22 protein-coding genes are annotated in these 22515 nt (G+C 63.3%); 11 read left to right on the top strand and 11 right to left on the bottom strand.

Annotation, left to right across the window (positions count from 1 at the left end; translation table 11 throughout):
- Positions 1-7 precede the first annotated feature (7 nt).
- From mnmE to hemJ, 3 genes are all read right to left on the bottom strand, one after another.
- Positions 8-1291, bottom strand: a complete 1284-nt coding sequence (gene mnmE / locus ACEN2S_RS02935; protein WP_441862158.1) for a tRNA uridine-5-carboxymethylaminomethyl(34) synthesis GTPase MnmE — start codon at positions 1289-1291, stop codon at positions 8-10.
- Between the two features lie 45 nt (positions 1292-1336).
- Positions 1337-2608 (bottom strand): transcription termination factor Rho, encoded by a 1272-nt coding sequence (gene rho / locus ACEN2S_RS02930; protein ID WP_441862905.1) that lies wholly within the window; start codon positions 2606-2608, stop codon positions 1337-1339.
- 166 nt (positions 2609-2774) lie between these two features.
- Positions 2775-3224, bottom strand: coding sequence for a protoporphyrinogen oxidase HemJ (gene hemJ / locus ACEN2S_RS02925; protein ID WP_441862156.1), 450 nt, complete (start codon positions 3222-3224; stop codon positions 2775-2777).
- 411 nt (positions 3225-3635) lie between these two features.
- On the opposite strand from hemJ, the gene ACEN2S_RS02920 reads away from it, so the two are divergent.
- From ACEN2S_RS02920 to dnaQ, 4 genes are read left to right on the top strand one after another with little or no spacing between them, the layout of a single operon-like run.
- The gene (locus ACEN2S_RS02920; protein ID WP_441862153.1) at positions 3636-4226 is read left to right on the top strand and encodes a Maf family protein; all 591 of its coding nucleotides are present in this window, start codon (positions 3636-3638) and stop codon (positions 4224-4226) included.
- Positions 4223-5065: a shikimate dehydrogenase gene (locus tag ACEN2S_RS02915; protein ID WP_441862151.1), complete on the top strand. Its 843-nt coding sequence runs from the start codon at positions 4223-4225 to the stop codon at positions 5063-5065. Before ACEN2S_RS02920 ends, ACEN2S_RS02915 begins: the two co-directional genes overlap by 4 nt.
- Positions 5062-5667: a dephospho-CoA kinase gene (gene coaE, locus ACEN2S_RS02910; protein ID WP_441862149.1), complete on the top strand. Its 606-nt coding sequence runs from the start codon at positions 5062-5064 to the stop codon at positions 5665-5667. The genes ACEN2S_RS02915 and coaE overlap by 4 nt, the downstream gene beginning before the upstream one ends.
- Positions 5660-6358 carry a DNA polymerase III subunit epsilon gene (gene dnaQ, locus ACEN2S_RS02905; protein ID WP_441862147.1) on the top strand — a complete coding sequence of 233 codons (699 nt, stop codon included), beginning with the start codon at positions 5660-5662 and terminating at the stop codon, positions 6356-6358. The genes coaE and dnaQ overlap by 8 nt, the downstream gene beginning before the upstream one ends.
- A 58-nt stretch (positions 6359-6416) precedes the next feature.
- Here dnaQ and xylA read toward each other — a convergent pair whose 3' ends face one another.
- The 5 genes from xylA to ACEN2S_RS02880 form a co-directional block, all read right to left on the bottom strand.
- A complete protein-coding gene (gene xylA / locus ACEN2S_RS02900; protein ID WP_441862145.1) occupies positions 6417-7718 on the bottom strand; it encodes a xylose isomerase in 1302 nt (433 codons plus the stop codon).
- Positions 7715-9151, bottom strand: coding sequence for a xylulokinase (xylB, locus tag ACEN2S_RS02895; protein ID WP_441862143.1), 1437 nt, complete (start codon positions 9149-9151; stop codon positions 7715-7717). The genes xylA and xylB overlap by 4 nt, the downstream gene beginning before the upstream one ends.
- A complete protein-coding gene (locus ACEN2S_RS02890) occupies positions 9151-9912 on the bottom strand; it encodes an ATP-binding cassette domain-containing protein (RefSeq protein WP_441862141.1) in 762 nt (253 codons plus the stop codon). The genes xylB and ACEN2S_RS02890 overlap by 1 nt, the downstream gene beginning before the upstream one ends.
- An 11-nt stretch (positions 9913-9923) precedes the next feature.
- Positions 9924-11243, bottom strand: coding sequence for a sugar ABC transporter permease (locus ACEN2S_RS02885; RefSeq protein WP_441862138.1), 1320 nt, complete (start codon positions 11241-11243; stop codon positions 9924-9926).
- 112 nt (positions 11244-11355) lie between these two features.
- Positions 11356-12378, bottom strand: a complete 1023-nt coding sequence (locus ACEN2S_RS02880; RefSeq protein WP_441862136.1) for a substrate-binding domain-containing protein — start codon at positions 12376-12378, stop codon at positions 11356-11358.
- A gap of 209 nt (positions 12379-12587) precedes the next feature.
- Between ACEN2S_RS02880 and ACEN2S_RS02875 the strand changes: the two genes are divergently transcribed.
- The gene (locus ACEN2S_RS02875) at positions 12588-13868 is read left to right on the top strand and encodes an ROK family protein (RefSeq protein ID WP_441862134.1); all 1281 of its coding nucleotides are present in this window, start codon (positions 12588-12590) and stop codon (positions 13866-13868) included.
- The gene (locus ACEN2S_RS02870; RefSeq protein ID WP_441862132.1) at positions 13865-15382 is read left to right on the top strand and encodes a CRTAC1 family protein; all 1518 of its coding nucleotides are present in this window, start codon (positions 13865-13867) and stop codon (positions 15380-15382) included. Before ACEN2S_RS02875 ends, ACEN2S_RS02870 begins: the two co-directional genes overlap by 4 nt.
- Positions 15383-15442: 60 nt before the next feature.
- Here the strand turns inward: ACEN2S_RS02870 and ACEN2S_RS02865 are convergent, their stop codons facing one another.
- Together ACEN2S_RS02865 and mgrA are read right to left on the bottom strand one after the other, a co-directional pair.
- A complete protein-coding gene (locus ACEN2S_RS02865; protein WP_441862130.1) occupies positions 15443-16762 on the bottom strand; it encodes a cytochrome-c peroxidase in 1320 nt (439 codons plus the stop codon).
- Positions 16759-17793, bottom strand: a complete 1035-nt coding sequence (mgrA, locus tag ACEN2S_RS02860) for an L-glyceraldehyde 3-phosphate reductase (protein ID WP_441862128.1) — start codon at positions 17791-17793, stop codon at positions 16759-16761. The genes ACEN2S_RS02865 and mgrA overlap by 4 nt, the downstream gene beginning before the upstream one ends.
- 102 nt (positions 17794-17895) lie before the next feature.
- Here mgrA and ACEN2S_RS02855 point away from each other — a divergent pair, with 102 nt between their 5' ends.
- Both ACEN2S_RS02855 and ACEN2S_RS02850 read left to right on the top strand, forming a co-directional pair.
- Positions 17896-18726 carry a YihY/virulence factor BrkB family protein gene (locus ACEN2S_RS02855; RefSeq protein WP_441862126.1) on the top strand — a complete coding sequence of 277 codons (831 nt, stop codon included), beginning with the start codon at positions 17896-17898 and terminating at the stop codon, positions 18724-18726.
- 56 nt (positions 18727-18782) lie between these two features.
- Complete coding sequence (locus ACEN2S_RS02850; protein ID WP_441862124.1) at positions 18783-18944, top strand: DUF1328 domain-containing protein; 162 nt, start codon at positions 18783-18785, stop codon at positions 18942-18944.
- Positions 18945-19050: 106 nt separating this feature from the next.
- Here the strand turns inward: ACEN2S_RS02850 and ACEN2S_RS02845 are convergent, their stop codons facing one another.
- Positions 19051-19863, bottom strand: a complete 813-nt coding sequence (locus tag ACEN2S_RS02845; RefSeq protein ID WP_441862122.1) for a response regulator — start codon at positions 19861-19863, stop codon at positions 19051-19053.
- 100 nt (positions 19864-19963) lie between these two features.
- Here ACEN2S_RS02845 and ACEN2S_RS02840 point away from each other — a divergent pair, with 100 nt between their 5' ends.
- From ACEN2S_RS02840 to ACEN2S_RS02830, 3 genes are read left to right on the top strand one after another with little or no spacing between them, the layout of a single operon-like run.
- Positions 19964-20119: a NepR family anti-sigma factor gene (locus ACEN2S_RS02840; protein ID WP_441862119.1), complete on the top strand. Its 156-nt coding sequence runs from the start codon at positions 19964-19966 to the stop codon at positions 20117-20119.
- On the top strand, positions 20116-20703 hold the full coding sequence (locus ACEN2S_RS02835; protein WP_441862117.1) for an RNA polymerase sigma factor: 588 nt from the start codon (positions 20116-20118) through the stop codon (positions 20701-20703). Before ACEN2S_RS02840 ends, ACEN2S_RS02835 begins: the two co-directional genes overlap by 4 nt.
- Positions 20703-22436, top strand: coding sequence for a sensor histidine kinase (locus ACEN2S_RS02830; protein ID WP_441862115.1), 1734 nt, complete (start codon positions 20703-20705; stop codon positions 22434-22436). Before ACEN2S_RS02835 ends, ACEN2S_RS02830 begins: the two co-directional genes overlap by 1 nt.
- Positions 22437-22515: the final 79 nt, after the last annotated feature.

Here is a 22515-nt window from a genome sequence, read left to right as displayed (position 1 = left end):
AACACTCCTACTTTCCGATACAGAAACTGGCAAAGATCTCATCGAGCAGATGTTCCACATCCACCCGTCCGACCAATGCCGCCAATGCCCGTGCCGCCCGGCGCAGCTCTTCGGCTGCCATCTCCACCCGGTCCGGGCCTTCTTCTACCTCTTTTCGCGCCGATTCCATAGCCTCGATCGCGCGGGTCACGGCGTCACGATGTCGTTCCCGGGTCAATACGCCCGCCGAAGCCGCACGCCCCGAAAGGATGCCGGAGATTTCAGCGACCAGCCGGTCCACCCCTGCCCCGGTTTTGCCGGAAACCGCCAGGCCTGCCGCCGATCCAAGGTCTGCCTTGCCCTGCACCACCAGATCGCCCGGCAAAGGCGCAATCAGCGGCACCTCTTCACCGTCGAGCAAGAACACCCGCAGATCCGCCGCCGCCGCCCGCTCCAGCGCCCGCTCGATGCCGATGCCTTCGACCACATCCGTGGTTTCCCGAAGACCGGCGGTATCGAGCACCGTCACCGGCAGCCCGCCCAGATCCATCCGCACCTCGATCACATCACGGGTGGTTCCGGCATATTCCGAGGTAATCGCCGCCTCACGTCCTGCCAAAGCATTGAGAAGTGTCGATTTTCCGGCATTTGGCCGCCCGACAATGGCCACTTCAAAGCCATCACGGATCCGCTCAGCGGCGCCATAACGGCGGAGTTCCGTCCGCAGGGCGGCATCGACGCGGTCCACCAGATGCAACACCTCTGGCGTCACATTCACCGGCACATCCTCGTCGGCAAAATCAATCGTCGCCTCGATCAAGGCCGCGGCGCGCACCAGATCGGCCCGCCATTGATCCGCCGCCTTACCCACCGAACCCGAGAGCACCTTCAACGCCTGTTTGCGCTGCGCCTCGGTCTCGGCCTCGATCAGATCCGAAAGCCCTTCGACCTGGGCCAAATCCAAGCGGCCGTTTTCCAGCGCCCGGCGGGTGAACTCTCCCGGCTCCGCCATCCGCAGATCCGGCTGCGCCCCCACCGCCCGCAGCACAGCGGCCACCGTCGCCATGGCCCCATGGACGTGCAACTCAGCCACCTGTTCGCCGGTAAAGCTGGCGCCCGCAGCAAAGCAGAGCACCACCGCCTCATCCAGCATTTCGCCATCCAACTTCAGCCGCCGCAACCCGGCCTTGCGCGGTTCCGGCAAGGGACCCGAGAGGGCCTCAACCGCCGCCCAGGACGCCGGACCGGACAGCCGAATGACCGAAACGCCCGCTTTTCCACGGGCGGAGGCCAGAGCATAGATCGTATCCATTTCGGTAACCCCTTGTCGTAAAACGACAATTAAGGCGATAGCGCCTTAGCCGTTCATGGATTCGAAGAATTCGCTGTTGGACTTGGTCTGTTTCAGCTTGGAAATCAAGAACTCGATCGCATCGGTGGTGCCCATCGGGTTCAGAATGCGGCGCAGCAGATAGGTTTTCTGCAGATCCTTCTGATCCACCAGCAGATCCTCTTTCCGGGTGCCGGATTTGAGGATGTCCATCGCCGGGAAGACGCGCTTGTCGGCAACTTTGCGGTCGAGCACGATCTCGGCGTTGCCGGTGCCTTTGAACTCTTCAAAGATCACCTCATCCATCCGGCTGCCGGTGTCGATCAGCGCGGTGGCGATGATGGTCAGCGAGCCACCCTCTTCGATGTTCCGCGCGGCCCCGAAGAAGCGTTTCGGGCGTTGCAGCGCGTTCGCATCGACACCGCCGGTCAGCACCTTGCCCGACGACGGCACCACGGTATTGAAGGCCCGGCCCAGACGGGTGATGCTGTCGAGCAGGATCACCACGTCGCGCTTGTGCTCGACCAGACGTTTCGCCTTCTCGATCACCATCTCGGCCACGGCCACGTGACGAGTCGCGGGCTCGTCGAAGGTCGAGGAGACCACCTCGCCGCGCACAGAGCGCTGCATGTCCGTCACCTCTTCCGGGCGCTCGTCGATCAGAAGCACGATCAGATAGCACTCGGGGTGGTTGGTGGCGATGGAATGCGCAATGTTCTGCAACAGCACGGTTTTACCGGTCCGCGGCGGTGCCACGATCAGGCCACGCTGGCCCTTGCCGATCGGCGCCACCAGGTCGATGATCCGGGCCGAGCGGTCGCGCACGGTCGGGTCTTCGATCTCCATCTTCAGCCGCTCATCCGGATAGAGCGGCGTCAGGTTGTCAAAGGCCACCTTGTGGCGGGCGCGCTCGGGATCTTCAAAGTTGATCTTTTCCACGGCGGTCAGCGCGAAATAACGCTCATTCTCGCCGGGGGCACGGATCACGCCTTCCACCGTATCGCCGGTGCGCATCGAATATTGGCGGATCATTTCCGGGCTGACGTAGATGTCATCCGGACCCGGCAGATAGTTGGCCGAAGGGCTGCGCAGAAAGCCGAAACCATCCTGCAGCACTTCCAGCACGCCATCGCCGCCGATGACCCAATCTTCTTCGGCATGCTCTTTCAGGATCGAGAACATCATCTCGCCCTTGCGCATGGTCGAGGCGTTCTCGATCTCCCATTCCTCGGCCAAAGTCAGCAGGTCAGCCGGGCTTTTGGCTTTCAGATCAGCAAGGTTCAAACGCTCAAGCGTCATGGGCATACCACCATCAGGGCCGCGATGCGGCACATTCTTTGCAAAATTGTCAATTCGGGAGCCCCCAAAGCCGGACGGCCGGGGTTTGGATATCGCAAATAGGGGTAAAGACCCCCTGAGTCAATCAAACTCGGTTTTGCGGGCAAATGCGGTCTTGCGGGCAACCTCAGAACTTCACGATCACCGAGAGCACGATCACGATCATCAACAGCGTCGGCGCTTCGTTCGAGATCCGGTAGGCGCGGCCGGTGAAGCGGTTCTGGCCCTCCACAAAGTCCTTGCGGCGCGCCGAGAGCCACATGTGAAACCCGCTCATGGCAATGACGCTGGCCGCCTTGGTCCAGGGCCAGACCATAGACCAGTCCACAATGCCCGGAGTCGCCACCAGCGCCAGCCCAAAGGCCCAGGTCGCGATCATGGCGGGGTTCATGATGGCGCGCAGCAGTTTGCGCTCCATGACCTGCAGCATCGCGTCTGATGCCGATCCGGGTTCGGCGGTCTCGGTGTGATAGACGTACAGTCGGGGCAAATAGAACAGCCCGGCCATCCAGGCGATGACGGACATCACGTGAAACGCCTTTATCCAAGGGTACCAGGTCGCCAGCAGGTCGGTCATCGCGTTCTCCAAACACAGGCATTCATCTTTAAATTTAAGAATATAGAAAGAAAAGATGATGATGATGTAAGGCCGGTGGATAACGTGGATTACAGCGATCCGCGCCGATTCCTCCACATTCCGGCGTCTTGGGCCGGAATCGGTGGATGGGCTGTGGATAAAACGCTTTCTTTCGCGGCACGGAGTTGAATCCCTGAGGGATGCACCTGCGCAAAAAAAATTTCCGGGCTGCGCCGTGCTGTGCGCAACCGGGCGACCTGCGGCTTCTCCACACCGACTGTGACTCCCCTCCCACAGGTGGAAAAAACCCGCGTGGTTTTGGCGACTCGGGTCGAAAAACGGTCACATCCCTGTCAAGCAGAGTCTCAAGACTCTTGCCCCCGCGCGCCGCGCCCGGATATCCACAGGCTCATGCACATCCTTCTTGCCTCCCAATCCGAAATTCGCGCGCAGTTGCTGCGCAATGCGGGCCTGACCCTCGACATCCGCCCGGCGCGGATTGATGAGGAAATGATCCGCCTCAGCCTGCAATCCGAAGGCGCGACGCCGCGCGATCTGGCCGATGCTCTGGCCGAGATGAAGGCGCGCAAGATTTCGGAGAAAGAGCCGGGGCCGATGGTGCTTGGCGCCGATCAGGTGCTGGCGCTGAAGGGCAAGGTTTTCGCCAAGCCCGAGACCCCGGAAGAGGCTGTCACGCAACTAACTGAATTATCAGGACAAATTCACCGACTTTTGTCGGCGCTGGTGGTCTATCAGGATGGCAAGCCGCTCTGGCGGCATGTGGGCGAGGTGCGGTTGCACATGCATGCGCTGTCGCAGGCCGAAATCACAGCCTATGTATCACGACATTGGGAGAGCATCCGCCATGCGGTAGGATGCTATAAATTGGAAGAGGAAGGCGTGCGGCTGTTTTCCAAGGTTGAGGGCGATTATTTCACGGTGCTTGGCTTGCCGTTGATCGAATTCCTCTCCTGGCTGCGCACCAGAGGAGATCTGAGATGACGGACGCGCATCCGCGTATTCCTGTGGCCTGTGTGATCGGCTCGCCGGTGGCGCATTCGCGCTCGCCTGCCCTGCACGGCTATTGGTTGAAGAAATACGGGTTGCAGGGGCATTACATCCCGCTCGACATCGCCGGGCAGGACCTGAAAGAGGTGCTGGTGGCGCTGCCGAAGGCCGGGTTTGTCGGCTGCAATGTCACCATTCCGCACAAGGAGGCGGTGCTGGCGCTCGCCGATCACGTCACCGACCGCGCGGCGCTGATCGGGGCGGCGAACACGCTGATCTTTGGCCATGACGGCAAGATTCACGCCGATAATACAGACGGTTATGGCTTCATCGCCAATCTGCGGCAAAACGCACCGGATTGGATCCCGGAGCTGGGGGCGGCGGCAGTGATCGGTGCGGGCGGCGCCTCGCGTGCGGTGGTTGCCTCGCTTCTCGAGGTCGGCGTGCCCGAGATCCGCATCGCCAACCGCACCCGCATCCGGGCCGAGAACCTGCGGGCCGAGTTTGGCGCGCGGGTGGTGGTTTATGACTGGGCGCAGGCCGGGAACATGATGGAAGATGCGGTGACGGTGGTGAACACCTCCTCGCTCGGCATGGTGGGCAAGCCGGAATTCCGGGTGCCGCTGGAGGCTTTGTCGCCGGATGCGGTGGTGAATGATCTGGTCTATGCGCCGCTGAAAACCGCCTTTCTGACCGAGGCCGAGGCCAAGGGCTGCACCGTCGTTGACGGTCTCGGCATGCTCCTGCACCAGGGCGCGCCGGGGTTTGAGCGCTGGTTCGGCGTCCGCCCCGAGGTGGATGACGAGCTGCGCGCCGCCGTTCTGGCGGTATGAGCGGCAAGACGCGCCCGTTCCGGCTGGGGCTGACCGGCTCGATCGGCATGGGCAAATCCACCACGGCGGCGATGTTTGCCGCCGAAGGTGTGCCGGTCTGGGATGCAGATGCCGCCGTGCACCGGCTCTATGCGGCGGGCGGGCCTGCCGCACAGGCGCTGGCCCCGCTCTTTCCCACAGCGATTGTCGAGGGCGCGGTGGACCGCAGCGCGCTGAAAGCCATCATTGCCGCCGATCCGACCGCCCTGCCCCGGCTGGAGGCCGTGGTGCATCCCCTCGTCACCGCCGACCGCGCGGATTTTCTGACGGTCCATGCCGATGCCCCCCTCGTGCTCCTCGACATTCCCTTGCTCTTCGAGACCGGGGCTGAGGCGCAGATGGATGCCACCCTCGTCGTCTCGGCCCCGCCCGAGGTACAACGCGCCCGAGTGCTGGCGCGGCCGGGGATGACGCCCGAACAGCTGCAGATTATCCTCGACCGGCAGATGCCGGATGCCGAAAAACGCGCCCGCGCGACCTATGTGATCGAGACGGTGACGCTTGAAGCGACGGCCCGTGCCGTGCAAGAGCTGATCCGCAAACTGGAGGCCCAAGATGCGTGAGATCGTTCTCGATACCGAAACCACCGGCTTTGAACCCTCCGAAGGGCACCGCATCGTCGAGATCGGCGCGGTTGAGCTCTATAACCACATGCCCACCGGGAAGGTGTACCACCAATACATCAACCCCGAGCGGATGATGCCGAAAGAGGCGTTTGAGGTACATGGCCTGGGCGATGATTTCCTGCGCCCGCAGCCGAAATTCGCCGCCATCGCGCAGGCGTTTCTGGATTTCATCGGTCCGGATTCCAAGCTGGTGATCCACAACGCCGCCTTCGACATGAAATTCCTCAATGCCGAGCTGGGCTGGGCGGGCAAGCCCTTGATCGGCAACGACCGCGCGCTGGATACCCTGCTGATCGCGCGGCGGAAATTCCCCGGCTCGCCGGCCTCGCTCGATGCGCTCTGCCGCCGCTTTGGGGTGGATAACTCGGGCCGCGAAAAACACGGCGCGCTGCTGGACAGTGAAATTCTGGCCGAGGTCTATCTTGAGCTGATCGGCGGGCGGCAGCCGGATTTCGGTCTGGCGCCGGTGGGTCAGCAATCGGGCAGCGGTGGCGGCACGACCGAGGTCTGGCGCCCGCGCCCGCGTCCCACGCCCCTGCCCGCCCGGCTGACCGAGGCGGAATCCACAGCGCATCAGAGTTTTGTGGATAAGTTGGGGGAGAAATCGATCTGGAAACGATATTCCTGATCTGAAATATAAAAAAAGCGGCCGATTTGGCCGCTTTTTTCAATGTGGATAACTCTGTTTATACAAAGCGGTTCCAGAGGTTTTCCAACCGCTCCTGACGGCCCGAGACCGGCTGCGGATTGATCCCGCTGGCCACCACCTGATCATAGATCGAGGCGAGGTCGGTTTTCATCAGCGCGGCCCCCTCCGGCTTGTCCCAGCCTGCGTAACGGGCGTTGCGGGCGGCCTCAAGGCTGCCGTCTTCCAGCAGTGCGGCGGCGGCCTTCAGCGCCCGCGCACAGACATCCATCGCGCCTGCATGGGACAGGATCAGATCCTCCGGGTCGAGGCTTTGACGGCGCACTTTGGCGTCGAAATTGGTGCCGCCGGTGGTAAAGCCGCCCGCGCGCAGCACCTCATAGAAGGCGCGCGCCATTTCCGGCACCGAATCCGGGAATTGGTCGGTGTCCCAGCCGGATTGGTAATCGTTGCGGTTCATGTCGATCGAGCCGAAGATCCCGAGGCTCGCGGCCAGCGCCAGCTCATGCTCAAAGCTGTGACCGGCGAGGATCGCATGCCCCTGCTCGATGTTCACCTTGACCTCATTCTCGAGGCCAAACCGCTTGAGGAAGCCATACACCGTTGCCACATCGTAATCATACTGGTGTTTCGAGGGCTCCTGCGGCTTCGGCTCGATCAGGATCGCGCCTTTGAAGCCGATCTTGTGCTTGTACTCGACCACCATTTGCAGGAAGCGGCCCATCTGCTCGGCCTCACGCCCGAGATCGGTGTTGAGCAGCGTCTCATAGCCCTCGCGCCCGCCCCAGAGCACATAGTTCTCGCCGCCAAGTTTCAGCGTGGCGTCCATGCAGGTTTTCACCGTTGCCGCCGACCAGGCAAAGACCTCCGGGTCCGGGTTCGTGGCCGCGCCCGACATGAAGCGGCGGTTCGAGAATAGGTTCGCCGTGCCCCAAAGGAGCTTGGTCTTCGAGCTTTGCATCTTCTCGCCGATGTAATCGACGATGACGTTCAGATTATGGGTGTTTTCCGCGAAAGTCGCGCCTTCGGGGCGGATATCGGCATCGTGGAAGCAGAAATACGGCGCGTCGAGAATGTCGAACATCTCAAAGGCCACATCGGCCTTCAGTTTCGCCAGATCCAGGCTCTCGCCGAACCAGGGCCGCTCAAAGGTCTGGCCGCCGAAGGGATCGCCGCCCGGCCAGGCAAAGCTGTGCCAATAGGCGACGGCAAAGCGCATATGGTCTTCCATCCGCTTGCCCATCACCACCTCATCGGGGTTGTAATGGCGGAAGGCGAATTCATTGCGGCTTTCCGGCCCCTCATAGCGGATTTTCGGGATGCCTTTGAAAAACTCGGTCATGTCAGTCCTCGGATAGCGGCCGCTGCGGCACGGTAGCGCGCATGGCCTTGGTCAAATGCGTCAGTCAGGGCGGCCACGGGTTCAATCACCCGTTCAATGGCCGGTTGCACGGCAATTTCGGCCCCGGCGCCGGTGGCGGCCATCAGCCCCAGCCGCGCCGCGCCAAAAGCGCCGCCGAAATCGCCCGCCACCGGCAGCGACACCGGAATCCCGAGCGCCGTGGCGATGGCCTGCAGCCAGTAGTCAGAGCGGGTGCCGCCGCCCACCGCCAGCAGTGTGTCGATGCGGGTGCCGGTGGCGGCCAGAGCGTCACGGCAATCGCGCAGCGCGAAGGTCACCCCCTCCAGCACCGCGCGGGTGGCGGCGGCTTGGTCGGTGGCATGTTCCATGCCGATGAAGGCCCCGCGAATGGCGGCATCGTTCAGCGGGGTGCGCTCGCCGCCGAGATAGGGCAAAAACCGCGCCTTCCCGGGGGCTTGCAAGTCACCGAGACTGCCGGTCAGCGTGGCGGCATCCGATCCGGCCAGCCTGGCGAACCAGTTCAGCGCATCGGTGGCGGCAAGGATCACCCCCATCTGGTGCCAGGCATTCGGCAGCGCGTGGCAAAAGGTATGCACGGCGGTGGCGGCATCCGGCTGATAGCCGTCATTCGCCGCAAAGAGCACGCCGGAGGTGCCAAGGCTGACAAAGGCCTGCCCCGCCTTGACCACGCCGACCCCAATGCCGGAGGCAGCATTATCCCCTGCCCCGCCCGCGACCACCACGCCCGAGGGCAGGCCAAAGCGCGCCGCAAGCTCGGGGCGCAGGACGCCCGAGACTTCGGAACCCTCCACCAGACGCGGCATCTGCGCCCGGCTCATCCCGGATTTCGCCAGCAGCACATCGGACCAGTCGCGGGCGCCGGTGTCAAACCAGCTGGTGCCCGCCGCATCCGACATCTCGGCCACATGCTCGCCGGTCAGCCAAAGGCGCAGGTAATCCTTGGGCAGCAGGACCCGGGCGGTTTTGGCGAAAATCTCCGGCTCATGCCGCGCGACCCAGAGGAGTTTCGGCGCGGTAAAGCCCGGAAACACGATATTGCCCGAAATCGCCCGGAAATCCGGATCGCTGTCCAGCTCTGCGGCTTCCGCATGGCTGCGGGTGTCGTTCCACAGAATGCAGGGCCGCAGCACATCATCGGCGGCCGAGAGCAGCGTGGCGCCATGCATCTGCCCCGACAGGCCAATGCCACGCACCGCGCCAAGACCCCTGGCGGCCAGCTCTGCCAGTACCGCCTCAGCGGCACCAATCCATTGCGCCGGGGCCTGCTCCGACCAACCCTCTGCCGGGCGGTTGACGGTCAGCGGCGCCGAGGCCTCGGCCAGAACCTGCTGATTGTCATCAATCAGCAGGCCCTTCAGCCCCGAGGTCCCCAGATCAAGACCGAGATACATCAGGCCACCTTTTCCGGCTTTTTGCCGAGGATGATCATCGCCAGAATGTCGTCATCGGTGACTTCATTCACATTCACCGTGCCAACCATCTGACCGTTTTTCATCACGCTCGCACGGTCACAAAGCTCCATCACCGCGTTCACATCATGCTCGATCAGGAAAATCCCCAGACCCTGACGCTTCAGCTCTTGGATCAGCTCAGCCACCATCTGGGTTTCATGCGGCCCAAGCGCGGCGGTCGGCTCATCCATGATCAGGATTTTCGCGTTGAAATAGACCGCCCGCGCAATGGCCACCGATTGCCGCTGCCCGCCCGAAAGCGCCGAAACCGGTTCCGCGAATTTGCGGAAGTTCGGGTTCAGCCGCGCCATGATCTTGCGCGTCTCCGCCTCCATCCGCGCATCATCGACAAAGCCGCCCCGGCCCACCAACTCGCGCCCCAGAAACAGGTTCGAGGCGGCATCGAGGTTATCGGCCAGCGCCAGCGTCTGATAGATCGTCTCGATGTTATAGCTGCGGGCGTCGCGCGGATTGCGGATCTCGGCCTTGTCGCCGTTGATGTAAATCTCGCCGCTGTCCATCTGATAGGCGCCCGAGAGGCATTTGATCAGCGTGGATTTCCCGGCGCCGTTATGGCCCAGAAGCCCAACGACTTCACCGGGATAGAGGTCGAGCGAGACGTGATCGACCGCCTTGATGCCGCCAAATGAGATCGAGATGTCGCGCAGCTCGACCAGCGGTGTGCCTTTGTTCATATCCATGGCTCCGGCCCTCACTTCGATTTGCGGCGGTAGAGAATGTCGAGATAGACCGCGACGACCAGAACACCGCCGACCACGATCTGCTGCATGGCGGCGTCAAAGCCGATCAGCACCATGCCGGTCTGCAGGCTCTGCATCACAAAGGCCCCGAGGATGGCGCCGTAGATGGTGCCGACACCGCCCGCGAGCGAGGTGCCGCCGATCACCGCCGAGGCGATAACATAAAGCTCATCCAGCGTGCCAAGCGCGTTGGTGGCCGAGTTCAGGCGCGCCGAAGCCACGACCGAAGAGAGACCGCAGAGAAAGCCCATCAGCGCAAAGATCTTGACGGTCATCCAGCGGGTGTTGATCCCGGCGAGTTCCGCCGCATCCGGGTTGCCACCGATGGCAAAGACATAGCGGCCAAAGCGGGTGCGGTTCATCAGGATGGTCATGGCGATGCCGACCACGGCCAGGATCAGCACCGGAATGGCAAAGCCATGGCTGATGAACAGGCCCTCGGCCGGTACCTCGATGTTGTTCGCGGCGGCATATTGCCGGACGATGCCCTTCGGCCAGGGATAGGCATTGACCAGCAGAACCGCGCCGATCACCACGCCACAACCCAAAAGGCCCAGCGTGTATTCCGCCCACATCGGGCGCAGCGCGAATTCAAAGGTGCGGCGCTGTTGGCGGCCGCGCACCAGCATCCAGATGATGCCGATACAGGCCAGAATGCCCACAACCCAGCTGCCGGTCGCGCCGACAGCGCCGTAAGGCCCGCCGCCGAGCAGCGTGAAGGTAGGGTCCAGCGGCGAGATCGTCTCGCCCCGCGCCACGAGGAAGGCACAACCACGCCATACCAGCAGGCCGCCCAGCGTCACGATAAAGGCCGGAACCTTGCCATAGGCGATGATCGCGCCCTGAAACGCGCCGATCAGCGTGCCAAGCGCCATGCCGGTGACGGCGGCGATGATCCAGATCATCGGATGGCCGAGGCCCAGGACCGGCGGCAGTATGTAGGATTGCATCATCCCCATGAGAATGGCGCAGAACCCGAGGATCGAGCCGACCGAGAGGTCGATGTGGCGGGTGACAATCACCAGCACCATCCCCGTCGCCATGATGCCGACCGAAGAGGTCTGCACCGAGAGGTTCCACAGGTTGCGCGGCGTCAGAAAGGACCCGGATCCGTTGACCAGCGCGCCATAGAAATGGAAGCCGACCCAGATCAGCACCAGCGCGCCGACCATGCCCAGCAGACGTGTGTCGATTTCGGTGGCACGCAGGAATCGGGTAAAAGCGCCGCTCTGGCCCGCGGAGGCGGACGGCGTCGAAGTGTTCTGGCTCATGAGAATGCCCGTTTTTACGGTTATGGCGCCGCAGCTCCGGCGTCGGATACGGGCGGCATCCGCCCGTCGGAAAAATCCGATGCCGCCCGGTCAGGCGGCATCGGTGGTTCGCTTATTTACAGGCAGCCACGTCGGCCATCGCGCCTTCGCAGGCCTGATCCTTGGAGATGACACCGGCGTCGATCACGACGTTCAGGTTCTCTTTGGTGATCGGGGTCGGCGCGAGGAAGATCGCGTTCATTTCAACGCCTTTGTCGCCGCCGCTCCATTTTTGCGCGCCTTCAACCGCGTCGAGCGCAGCGCCACCGGCCATCGCCACGGCGATATCTGCCGCCGCTTTGCCCAGCTGGCGCGAGTCTTTCCACACCGAAACGGTCTGGGTGCCGCGCGCCACACGGTTCAGCGCGGCGAGGTCGCCGTCCTGGCCGCCGATCGGCACGTTCAGGCCCTGCGCCGAGAGGGCGGCAATCGCGCCACCGGCCATGCCGTCATTTTCAGCCAGAACCGCGTCGATCTTGTTGTCGTTGGCGGTCAGGATCTGCTCCATGTTCTTCTGGGCATTGTCCGGTTTCCAGCCATCCGAGAAGCTCTCGCCGACGATCTTGATCTTGCCGTCGTTGATCGCCGGGCTCAGCACTTCCATCATGCCTTCCAGCAGGAAGGCGGCGTTCGGGTCACCCTTGTCGCCTTTGATGATCGCGTAATTGCCTTCGGGCTGCGCGGCCTGCACGGTTTCCGCGATGATCTTGCCCACGCCTTTGTTGTCAAAGGTCAGGTAGAAAGCGCGCGGATCTTCGATCAGGCGGTCATAGCCCACAACCGGAATGCCTTCGGCGGCGGCTTTGTCGATGGCCGGGCCCACGGCATCCTTGTCGACCGACAGGATGATCAGCGCATCGGCACCCTGGGTGATCAGCGCTTCCACGTCGGTCAGCTGTTTCGCAGCCGAGTTCTGCGCATCAGCCGAGATGTATTTGTTGCCCGAGGCTTCCAGCGCGGCCTTGATCGCGGCTTCGTCGGTTTTCCAGCGTTCTTCCTGGAAGTTGGACCAGGACACACCCACGGTCATTTCCGCAAAGGCCGACGTCGACAGACCGGCCGTCAGCACGACGGCGGCCAAAAGAATCTTTTGCATATCTTCCTCCCATAGAAGGGGCTGCGCGCCCCGGCCGACCTAACCAGTCGGACTGGGCGAAATTTGCGGGGAATAAATTCAGTTGTCAAATTAAAAAACTCGGGTCAAACATCAAACCCAGGGAGAACTGGGACAATATTGCCGCAGTGCGGCGCTATGGACCGGAAATTGATGCTGCAACTGCAGATATTTCTTTGGGGGGTGAATAAATGAAACCGGATCGGGGTGCCCGCAAGGTGCTGCGTGGTGTGCCGGACCCGGGTTGTGGTCCGTTGATCCCGCCGCTGTCGGAAACCGCGCGCCCGCTGCGCCAGCAGATCTTTGAGCGTGTGCGGGCCGCAGGCGCTATTGCGCGGGTGCAGGTGGCCAAGGACCTCTCGGTCAGCCCGGCTTCGGTGACGATGCTGACCTCTGAACTGATCGAGGCGGGATTGCTGGAGGAGGTGCAGACCACCCGCGACGGTGACGGTGGCCGTGGCCGCCCCGCCGTTGCCCTGGGGGTGCGGGCCGGCGCCTATCATGTGGCCGGGATCAAGCTGCAGGACCGCGAACACACGGCGGTGATCGTGGATTTTTCCGGCAAGCTGATCGCCAGCGTCGCCATCCCCCGGCGGCCCGGGGCAATGGAACTCTCGCATCTGCTGGATGCCACCGAAACGCTGCTGCACCGGGTCTGTGAAAAGGCCGGCCTGCAGCGTTCGGACCTGACAGCTTTGGGGCTGGGCGTTCCGGGGTTTGTCGATACGAAACAAGGTGTTGTGCATTGGTCTCCGGTTTTGATGAACCGGCATGAGCCGCTGGCGGCGGCGCTGTCGCAACGGTTGGCCTTGCAGGTCTATATCGACAACGACGCCAATCTGGTGACGCTGGCCGAGCTGTGGTTCGGCGCCGGGCGGACCCTGTCGGATTTCGCCGTGGTCACCATCGAACATGGTGTCGGCATGGGGCTGGTGCTGAACCACCGGCTCTATCGCGGCGCGCAGGGCATGGGGATGGAGCTGGGGCATACCAAGGTGCAACTCGATGGCGCGCTCTGCCGCTGCGGTCAGCGGGGATGTCTTGAGGCCTATGTCGCCGACTATGCGCTGGTGCGCGAGGCGCAGACCGCGCTGAACCTCTCGCATTCCGACAATCAGACGGTGGGGGCGCTGCTGGAAAGCCTGTTCGACCACGCCAAGGCGGGCAATTCCGCCGCGCGCTCGATCTTTCACCGGGCGGGGCGCTATCTGGCGCTGGGGCTCTCGAATGTGGTGAACCTTTTTGACCCCGAGCTGATCATCCTTTCGGGCGAGCGGATGCGCTATGATTACCTCTATGCCAAGGAAACCCTGTCGGAAATGCAGGGGATGACGCTGAACACCGAACGGCCGATGCCGCGAATCGAAACCCATGCCTGGGGCGATATGCTCTGGGCGCATGGGGCGGCGGCGCTGGCGCTTTCGGAGCTGACCGAAGGATTGCTGACGCAGGGCAGGGAGGCCGCAGCATGAAAATTTTCTTTTGCATCATCGGGATGATCGGCGCGGCAGGCACGGCGGCGCTGGCCGATCCGGCCTTTGTCGACGACAGCAAGGCGCTGCCCGCCGAGCAGATTTACGGCGGCGGCTGGGAGCATTTCGTCGGCGGCGGCGTCGCGGTTTTTGACTGCAACGGCGATCAGCGGCCTGATCTTTACGCGGCGGGCGGCGGCAATCCCTCGCGCCTGTTTGTCAACAAAAGCGCGCAGGGCGGGCCGATCCGTTTTGACCTCGGACAGGTGCCCGAGCTGACCGAGGTGACGGGTGCCTATCCGATCGACATCGACAGCGATGGCGCGCTGGATCTGGTGGTGCTGCGGGTCGGGCAGAACGCGCTGTTGCGCGGCGATGGTCATTGCGGTTTTGCTGATGCGACGCAGGAATGGGGCCTGACCGCGCGCGACGCCTGGACCACCGCCTTCACCGCCACCTGGGAAAAGGGGCAGGACTGGCCGACGCTGGTTTTCGGCAATTACGTCAACCGCGCCGATCCGAACGGCCCGTTTGAGGCCTGCGACACCTCGGAGATGATCCGGCCCAAAGGCCGCGAATATGGTGAAACAGAGACGATCCGGCCCGGCTATTGCGCGCTGTCGATGCTGATTTCCGACTGGCAGCGCAAGGGCACGCCGGAGCTGCGGATCTCCAACGACCGGCATTATTACGTGCGCGGCGGCTATGAGCAGATGCTGCAGCTGAACCCGCTGGCCGAGCGGGCAGATTGGCCGAAAATCTCGCTCTGGGGGATGGGGGTCGCCAGCCGCGACATCACCGGTGACGGGCTGCCGGAAGTGGTGATGACCTCGATGGGCGATCAGCTCTTGCAGTTCAACCGGGGGGACGGGTTCGAGAATGCGCCCTACAGCATCGGCACCTATGCGCAGCGGCCGTTCTTTGGCGATGACGGGCGGCCCTCAACCGGCTGGCATTCGGAATTCGGCGATATCGACAATGACGGGCGGCCGGATCTGTTCATCGCCAAGGGCAATGTCGATCAGATGCCGTCGAATGCGATCCATGACCCGAACAATCTGCTGATGCAGCAGCCGGATGGCACCTTTGTCGAAAAGGCGGATGTCGCGGGGGTGGCCACGGCCGAACGCTCGCGCGGCGCTTCGCTCTCGGATCTGAATGGCGACGGATTGCTGGATCTGGTGGTGGTCAACCGGCGCGCCCCGCTGGAGATCTGGCGCAATGTGACGGCGGATGCCGGGCATTGGGCCGAGATAGAGACGATTCAGCCGGGGATGAACCGCCGCGCGGTGGGATCCTGGGTTGAGCTGCGCAGTGGGGACCGCGTGCAATCGCAGGAGGTGACCATTGGCGGCGGGCATGCCAGCGGCGAGGCTTTGCCGCTGCATTTCGGGCTGGGATCAGCGGAAAGCGCGGAAGTTCGGGTGATCTGGCCCGACGGGCAGGTGGGGGATTGGCTGCCGGTGGTGGTGAATGCTTTGACCAAGGTGGAGCCTGACCGCACCGGTGGCTAAGCGGTGAGGCCGGGGGCTGTCTGCCCCCGGACCCCCGAGGATATTTTCAACGAAGCAAGCCTATTTATCCATCTTCAGGCCGCTCGGGACACTTTCGGGCACGCCGAGGCGGCCTTTGATCGCGGTGGGATCGGTCAGACTGTCGAGGAAGGCGAGGATCTGCGGGATCTCGGCCTCACTCAGCGGGCGGGTGTGCAGGGAGGCGGCCTCAATCGCCGCCATTTCGGCGGGATCTTCCAGAATGGCCCAATCGGGTTTGGTTTTTGGGAAAGCGGGCAGGGTGGCCGTGGCGGTGTAGGCCGCGAGGCTCTCGGGCTGACCATGGCCGCGCAGGAAAGCGGCGAGATCGGTGGCGCCGCCCGCATGGCCCCAAGGGCCGGTTTTCATCACATTGCGCAGGGAGGGGGTGCGGAAGGCAAAGCGGTCTTTCGGATTGCCGGTGACCCGCATCCGCCCTTCGTCGCGGCTGTGATTTTCAAAGCGTTCCGCCTTGCCGGGGCCGAGTTGTGGCGCCGCCATCGCGTGGAAATCATGGTCGGTTTGCAGCGCGCCCGCGTGGCAGCTGCTGCAGCCGGCATCGCCGTAAAAGAGGTCGGCCCCTGCTTGCGCCTCGGGCGAAAGCGGTGTTTCGCCGCGCAGGGCGGCGTCGAACGGGCTGGTGTCCGAGCGCCATTCCTCGGCGACAAAGGCGGCGATGGCGTTGGAGATTTGCGGGAAGGTCAGCGGCGCTCCCGTGGTCAGTTCGGGGTGCAGCGCCTCAAACCGGCTGCGGTAGGAGGGGATCGCCCAGACCCGTTGCGCGATGATGTCCCAGGCACCGCCGGGGCCGGTGATGCGGCCCGAGCGCACAGCCTTGGAGACGTCGTTCTCCTGATAATGCCCGGCCATTTCGTCGGGCGAGAGCACCGGGAACATGTTTTGCGCCGAGAGGATGCCGGAAAACCCGGTGAGCATCTCATCTTCCAGTGGCGTGCGCAGGCCATTGGCATGTTTGGGATCTTGTTCGACGCGGCCGTCGTGGAAGAGGCGGGTGAATTGTGTCGCCCCCAGATTGAACAGCGCGGGGGAGTTCCGCGGTATCCGCTGCTCGGGCAGGTCATTCGGGTCGGGGTGCCGCGCGGGGCCGAGGCCGATGCCGCCTTCGCCCATGCCCAGTGACAGCCCGTCGCCGGTGGCGAAATCCGGATGGTGGCAGGTGGCGCAGCTGATGTTGCGGTTGCCCGAGAGAATCGGGTCGTAGAAGAGATCGCGGCCGAGGCGGGCTTCGGCCTGATCGATGGCGGTGTAATCGGCATCGGTCATCGGCGCGGGCATCTCTGCCCAGGCCGCCGTGCCAATCAGGGCGCAAAGCCCGGTCGAGACCCAGAGCGCGGGTTTCATTCCGCAAGCTCCGCCGAGCGCGCCCAGAGGTTGATCGCCTCATCCTGCGCATGGCTGTCGATTTCGGCCAGCTCGGCCTCGGTGAACTCGAGATTGCCGATGGCGCCGCAGCAATCGGTGACCTGCGCCGGTTTCGAGGCACCGATCAGCGCCGTGGTGATGCCGCCGCCACGCAGCACCCAGGCGATGGCCATTTGCGCCAGCGTCTGGCCGCGCCGCTCGGCAATCGCGTTCAGCGCCGTGATCTTGGCAAGCGCCTCCGGGGTGATCGTGCCGGGGTTGAGCGATTTTCCCTGCGCCGCGCGGCTGTCTTCGGGCGTGCCGTTCAGATATTTCTTGGTCAACAGCCCCTGCGCCAGCGGCGTGAAGGCAATCGAGCCGACGCCAAGATCGGCCAGCGTCTCTTTCAGGCCGTCGCGCTCGACCCAGCGGTTGAGCATGTTGTAGCTGGGCTGGTGGATCACGCAGGGCGTGCCCAGATCTTTCAGGATCGCCACCGCCTGTTTGGTCCGCTCGGCATTATAGGACGAAATCCCGGCATAAAGCGCGCGGCCCGAGCGCACGATATGGTCGAGCGCGCCCATGGTTTCCTCAAGCGGGGTCTCCGGGTCGAAGCGGTGCGAATAAAAGATATCCACATAGTCGAGGCCCATCCGCTTGAGGCTTTGATCGCACGACGCGATCAGATATTTGCGGCTGCCCCATTCGCCGTAAGGGCCGTCCCACATCTCATAGCCTGCCTTGGAGGAGATGATCAGCTCATCCCGGTACCCGGCGAAATCGGTTTTGAGAATGTCGCCAAAGGCTTCTTCGGCGCTGCCTGGCGGCGGCCCATAGTTGTTGGCCAGATCGAAATGGGTGATTCCATGGTCAAAGGCGGTCTGGCAGATCGCGCGTTTGGTGGCATGCGGTGTGTCATGGCCGAAATTGTGCCACAGCCCCAAGGAAATGGCGGGCAGTTTCAATCCTGAGTTGCCGCAGCGCCGATAGGTCATGCGGGAATAGCGGTCCGGAGCCGGTGTGTAACGCATCTGAATTCCTCCCTGTTAGCGCAAGCGAACCAGAAACCGCGTGCGCGTGCAAGTTGCACCTGAGCGGATCGCCGCTAAGTTAGGGGAAACAAGGACTTTGAGATGATTGTATCGACCTGGCGCTTTCTCGTCGCAATTGCCACCCGGATGGGCGAGGGCCATGTCGGCCTCGTGGCGGCGGGGATCGCCTTCTATGCGATCTTTGCGATTTTCCCCGGCATGGCGGCGACCATCGCGATCTGGAGCCTCGTGGCGGATCCGGGGGTGATGCAATCCTATCTGCATGTGGCGGCGGAATTCATCCCGCCCGAGCCCTGGGCCATCCTGAATGAGCAGATCGGTGCCCTGTTGAGCGCGCCGAAAGCCAGCCTGGGCTGGACCACCGGTGTCTCGGTCGCGGTGGCGCTTTACTCGGCGCGGGCCGGGGTCTCGGCCTTGGTGCAGGGGCTGAACGTGATCCGCGGGACGCCGCAGCGCAGTGGTCTTTGGGCTTATGTGTTCGACTATACGCTGACCCTGGCGCTGGTGGCGGTGATGCTGGTGGCGCTGACCCTGGCGGTGGTGGTGCCGATTGTGGTGAACTTTTTGCATCTGGGACAGATCGGCAGCTGGACGGTGGCGGCGCTGCCGATGGTGGGCAGCTTCGTGCTGATCCTGACCGCGCTGGGGATGCTGTTTCGCTTTGGTCCCACCGGGGGCAGTCGCGATGGCTGGCTGACACCGGGGTCGGCGCTGGCAGCGCTGGCCTGGTCTGCCGTCTCTCTGGGGTTTACCTATTACCTCACCAATTTCGGGGCCTATAACCGCATCTATGGCTCGATCGGGGCGGTGATCGCGCTGCTGATGTGGCTGTATCTTTCCTCCTACGTCGTGTTGCTCGGGGCCATCGTCAACATTGAAGTTGAACGGCTGCGGGAACTCCGGCGGGGCTGACAGCGTTGCATTTTCAGAGCGTCTGACGCATCCCACATTCTGAAAAGGAGCCTCTCATGTTGTCCTGGGCCGTGACCTTCTTCATCATCGCCATCGTTGCCGCTGTCTTTGGTTTTGGCGGCATCGCCAGCGCTTCTGCGGGCATCGCACAAGTGCTGTTCTTCATCTTCCTCGTGCTCTTCGTGATCACGCTGGTGATGCGGGCCGTGCGCAGTTAAGCGCCCCGCGCCCTGCACTGACACCGCGAAAAGGCAAAGGCCGGATCAAACGATCCGGCCTTGTGCTGTTTGGCGTGGAGGAGCGGTGAATAACGCCCCGCGTCTCTCAGAGGCTCAGCCCTTCGGTCGAGGCGAAGAACATCGCCTGGCTGACCGCGGCGCGCACCTGCTCTTCGTTATAGGGTTTCGAGATCAGGAAGGCCGGTTCCGGCCGCTCGCCCGTCAGCAGACGCTCCGGGAAGGCGGTGATGAAGATCACCGGAAGATCGCCCATTTCGGCCAGCAGCTCATTGACCGCATCAATGCCCGAGGAACCGTCGGCCAGCTGAATGTCGGCCAGGATCAGCTGCGGACGCTCTTTCGCGGCCAGGGTGATGGCGGCGGAATGGGTACGGGCGACGCCGGTCACCGAATGGCCCATCGCCTGCACGATGCCTTTAAGGTCCATCGCGATGATGGTTTCGTCTTCGATGATCATCACCCGGCCCGCCATCGCGCGGCCCATCTCATCCAGCGCGATCTGCACCAGCTCTTCCGCCTCGGCCAGTTCAACCCCCATCACGGCGGCGATCTGTTCGTGGCGCATCCCCTCGACACTGCGCAGCAGCAGTGCCTCGCGGGTGTTCGGCGTCAGCGACCGCAAATGCGCCTGCGCGCGCATCGCGCGGCTGTCGTTCTCGGGCTCGGCCACCGGCGCACCCGAGCTTTGCCAGATCGCGTGGAACACATGGAACAGGGCAACACGGCTGTCTTTCTCGCGTTCAAAAGCGGTGCGGTCGGACAGAATGGCCTCCAGCGTGGCGGCAGCGTAATTGTCGCCGGCGTCCTGACTGCCCGTCAGTGCGCGCGCGTAGCGGCGAAGAAAGGGCAGGTCGCGGGCAATCTTGGTAGCCAGATCGACGGTTGCAGCCTCGGTCATGATCTCTCCGAAAAAAGTTTGTTATTTCTGGAACCGAACGCAGGCGGATCGCGTTGGGTTCCCGTGCACAGGAATTATTTCGACCCGGGACACCCAAAACATGACCAACAAGCGTGACAATCGCAAGCAGACAGCAATCGAGCAGCAGATCGATGAGAATTTACGGCTTGTGTATCAAGAGCAGGCCAAGGAAGAGGTCCCGGCGAAATTTCTGGATCTTTTGCAGCAACTGCGCGCGCAGGAGCCAAAGGCATGAGCCAACCCCCCAATACGGCGGCCCCCAATACGGCGGTCGCTGATCCGCGCGATCAGCTGGTTGAGCATCTCTCAGCGCTGCGGGCTTTTGCCATCAGTTTGACGCGTGATGGATCCTCGGCGGATGATCTGGTGCAGGACACCATCGTCAAAGCCTGGTCGAACATTGACAAATTTCAGGTGGGCACCAACCTGCGGGCCTGGCTGTTCACCATCTTGCGCAACACCTTCTACTCGGCACACCGCAAGGTGCGGCGCGAGGTGTCGGATACCGATGGCATTCATGCGGCCAAACTGGCCACCCGTCCCGATCACGACGGCCGCCTGGCGCTGCAGGATTTCCGCAAGGCTTTCGAGCAACTGCCCGATGAGCAGCGCGAGGCGCTGATCCTCGTGGGGGCCTCGGGCTTCTCCTATGAAGATGCGGCGGCGATGACCGGCGTGGCGATTGGCACGGTGAAAAGCCGTGCGAACCGGGGGCGTAAACGTCTGGCCGAACTGCTGAAACTGGAAGACGGCGAAGAAGCCGTGATGAGCGATGCGGCCTGTATGGCGGTGATGTCGGCCAGCGGCGCGGTGAGTTGATGAAGGCCGGGCTGAGCGCGCGCCTGCGTTTTACCGACCGGGTCGGGTTTCGGATGGGGATGATGCTGACGGTGGCGCTGCTGCCGCTCGGCATGATCGCCGTTTTTCAGACCTGGCGGATGGCCGATCAGGCCGGGTTGATGGCCGAAGCGGCGCTGACCGGGCGCACCTCGGAGGCGGCCACCCGCGAACGGGCGATCATTCAGACCGCGCTCGGGGCCGCCAGCATTCTGGCGGATTCGGTGGCGCGGCCGGAAACCACGGTCGATGCCTGCACCACGCTGATGAGCGATCTCGTGGACCGCAGCGCCATCTATGTCTACGCGGGTTATGTGAACACCGAGGGTCAGGTGGTCTGCTCGTCCGGTTCGCGCACCACCGATGTGAGCAAATCACCCACATATCTGCGTTTCACCGCCAAGCCGGGGCCGACGATCGTCGCCTCAAGCGCGGGTGCGGCCACCGGGCGCGCCGTGCTTGCCGTCTCGCAGCCGGTCGCGCGCGAGGGGGTGCTGCTGGGGCTGGTGGTGCTGTCGATTCCGCAGGATATGGTCAGCGTCCGCGCGCCCGGCAGCAATCCGGGCGAGGGCGCGGATCTGCTGTTGTTTGACACGGAAGGCAATGTGCTGACCGCCACCGGGGGCCTGGACAAGGCCGCCGCCATTTTGCCTGCCGACCATGACCTCAAGGAACTCGCGAATATGCAGGAGACCAGCTTCCGCGGCCTGTCTGCCGGGGGCGAAGAGCGTGTGTTCAGTGTGGTGACGGTGGTGCCGGGCCTCGTGCAGGCCCTGGGCAGCTGGAAACCCGCCGAAGTGAAGATCAACGGGCCGATGACAGGCGCCACCGCGCTCTTGTTTCCGCTGATGATGTGGGTGGTCAGCCTGGGCGTGGCCTGGTTTGCCGTCTGGCGCCTGGTGATCCGCCATATCCGCGAATTGCGCGGGCAAATGCGCCGCTTTGCGCTGGGCCAGCGCGACAGCGCGCCGCCGGTATTGCGCAGCGCGCCGGGCGAGATCGCCGAAGTCAGTCAGACCTTTCACAACCTTGCGCGGATCTTGATCCGGGATGAGGCGGCGCTGGAGGCGTCGGTGGAGGAAAAGACCGTTCTGCTGAAAGAGGTGCATCACCGGGTCAAGAATAACCTGCAGCTGATCGCCTCGATCATCAACATGCAGGTGCGCAATCTGCGCGATCCGAATGCCAAGCGGGTGCTGAAAAGCGTGCAGGACCGGGTGGCCAGCCTCGCCACCATTCACCGCAATCTGTATCAGGCCGAGCAATTGGCGGCGGTGCCCGCCGATCAGCTGGTGGGCGATATCGTCAATCAGATGGCGGTGGCCTCGCTGCCGCCGGGGTCGGCGCTGCGGGTTGAAACCGATCTGCATCCCTTGACGCTCTATCCCGATCAGGCGGTGCCCCTGGCCTTGCTGGCCACCGAAGCATTCACCAATGCGATCAAATACGCCGCTCCGCAGCGCCCGGGCGAGGCGCCCTGGGTCCGGCTGGAGATGCGCCCGCATGGCGGTGCCAAGCTGTTGCTCGAGATCACCAATTCGATTGGTTCGGACGGGCAGCTGCCCGAGGACCGCGACGGTGGCACCGGATTGGGCAGCCAGTTGATCGAGGCCTTCTCAAGCCAGCTGGACGCGGAACTGCATCAAGGCACCGAGGAGGGGGTCTGGCGCGTGCAGATCATCTTTGAACTGGATGCCTTTGACCCGCAAGGCTGAGGCCATGTGATCAGCGTCACAATCACCAACAACCACAAAGGCCCCCGATCCGGCTGCGGACGGGGGCCTTTTTTGCGGT

Source organism: Phaeovulum sp. W22_SRMD_FR3, assembly GCF_052113705.1.
In the GTDB taxonomy this organism is placed as follows: Bacteria; Pseudomonadota; Alphaproteobacteria; order Rhodobacterales; family Rhodobacteraceae; genus JBGQOG01.
Note: the sequence above shows the minus strand (reverse complement) of the source record. Positions and strands in the feature narration are given on the sequence as shown.

Coding starts and splice junctions, on each gene's coding strand:
- hemJ (WP_441862156.1), bottom strand. CDS start 3,224: ATGACCGACCTGCTGGCGACCTGGTACCCTTGGATAAAGGCGTTTCAC.
- ACEN2S_RS02855 (WP_441862126.1), top strand. CDS start 17,896: ATGATTGTATCGACCTGGCGCTTTCTCGTCGCAATTGCCACCCGGATG.
- ACEN2S_RS02880 (WP_441862136.1), bottom strand. CDS start 12,378: ATGCAAAAGATTCTTTTGGCCGCCGTCGTGCTGACGGCCGGTCTGTCG.
- ACEN2S_RS02870 (WP_441862132.1), top strand. CDS start 13,865: ATGAAAATTTTCTTTTGCATCATCGGGATGATCGGCGCGGCAGGCACG.
- xylB (WP_441862143.1), bottom strand. CDS start 9,151: ATGTATCTCGGTCTTGATCTGGGGACCTCGGGGCTGAAGGGCCTGCTG.
- ACEN2S_RS02885 (WP_441862138.1), bottom strand. CDS start 11,243: ATGAGCCAGAACACTTCGACGCCGTCCGCCTCCGCGGGCCAGAGCGGC.
- ACEN2S_RS02835 (WP_441862117.1), top strand. CDS start 20,116: ATGAGCCAACCCCCCAATACGGCGGCCCCCAATACGGCGGTCGCTGAT.
- ACEN2S_RS02845 (WP_441862122.1), bottom strand. CDS start 19,863: ATGACCGAGGCTGCAACCGTCGATCTGGCTACCAAGATTGCCCGCGAC.
- mnmE (WP_441862158.1), bottom strand. CDS start 1,291: ATGGATACGATCTATGCTCTGGCCTCCGCCCGTGGAAAAGCGGGCGTT.
- ACEN2S_RS02875 (WP_441862134.1), top strand. CDS start 12,588: ATGAAACCGGATCGGGGTGCCCGCAAGGTGCTGCGTGGTGTGCCGGAC.
- ACEN2S_RS02890 (WP_441862141.1), bottom strand. CDS start 9,912: ATGGATATGAACAAAGGCACACCGCTGGTCGAGCTGCGCGACATCTCG.
- ACEN2S_RS02865 (WP_441862130.1), bottom strand. CDS start 16,762: ATGAAACCCGCGCTCTGGGTCTCGACCGGGCTTTGCGCCCTGATTGGC.
- ACEN2S_RS02830 (WP_441862115.1), top strand. CDS start 20,703: ATGAAGGCCGGGCTGAGCGCGCGCCTGCGTTTTACCGACCGGGTCGGG.
- ACEN2S_RS02920 (WP_441862153.1), top strand. CDS start 3,636: ATGCACATCCTTCTTGCCTCCCAATCCGAAATTCGCGCGCAGTTGCTG.
- coaE (WP_441862149.1), top strand. CDS start 5,062: ATGAGCGGCAAGACGCGCCCGTTCCGGCTGGGGCTGACCGGCTCGATC.
- ACEN2S_RS02850 (WP_441862124.1), top strand. CDS start 18,783: ATGTTGTCCTGGGCCGTGACCTTCTTCATCATCGCCATCGTTGCCGCT.
- ACEN2S_RS02915 (WP_441862151.1), top strand. CDS start 4,223: ATGACGGACGCGCATCCGCGTATTCCTGTGGCCTGTGTGATCGGCTCG.
- dnaQ (WP_441862147.1), top strand. CDS start 5,660: ATGCGTGAGATCGTTCTCGATACCGAAACCACCGGCTTTGAACCCTCC.
- mgrA (WP_441862128.1), bottom strand. CDS start 17,793: ATGCGTTACACACCGGCTCCGGACCGCTATTCCCGCATGACCTATCGG.
- rho (WP_441862905.1), bottom strand. CDS start 2,608: ATGACGCTTGAGCGTTTGAACCTTGCTGATCTGAAAGCCAAAAGCCCG.
- xylA (WP_441862145.1), bottom strand. CDS start 7,718: ATGACCGAGTTTTTCAAAGGCATCCCGAAAATCCGCTATGAGGGGCCG.
- ACEN2S_RS02840 (WP_441862119.1), top strand. CDS start 19,964: ATGACCAACAAGCGTGACAATCGCAAGCAGACAGCAATCGAGCAGCAG.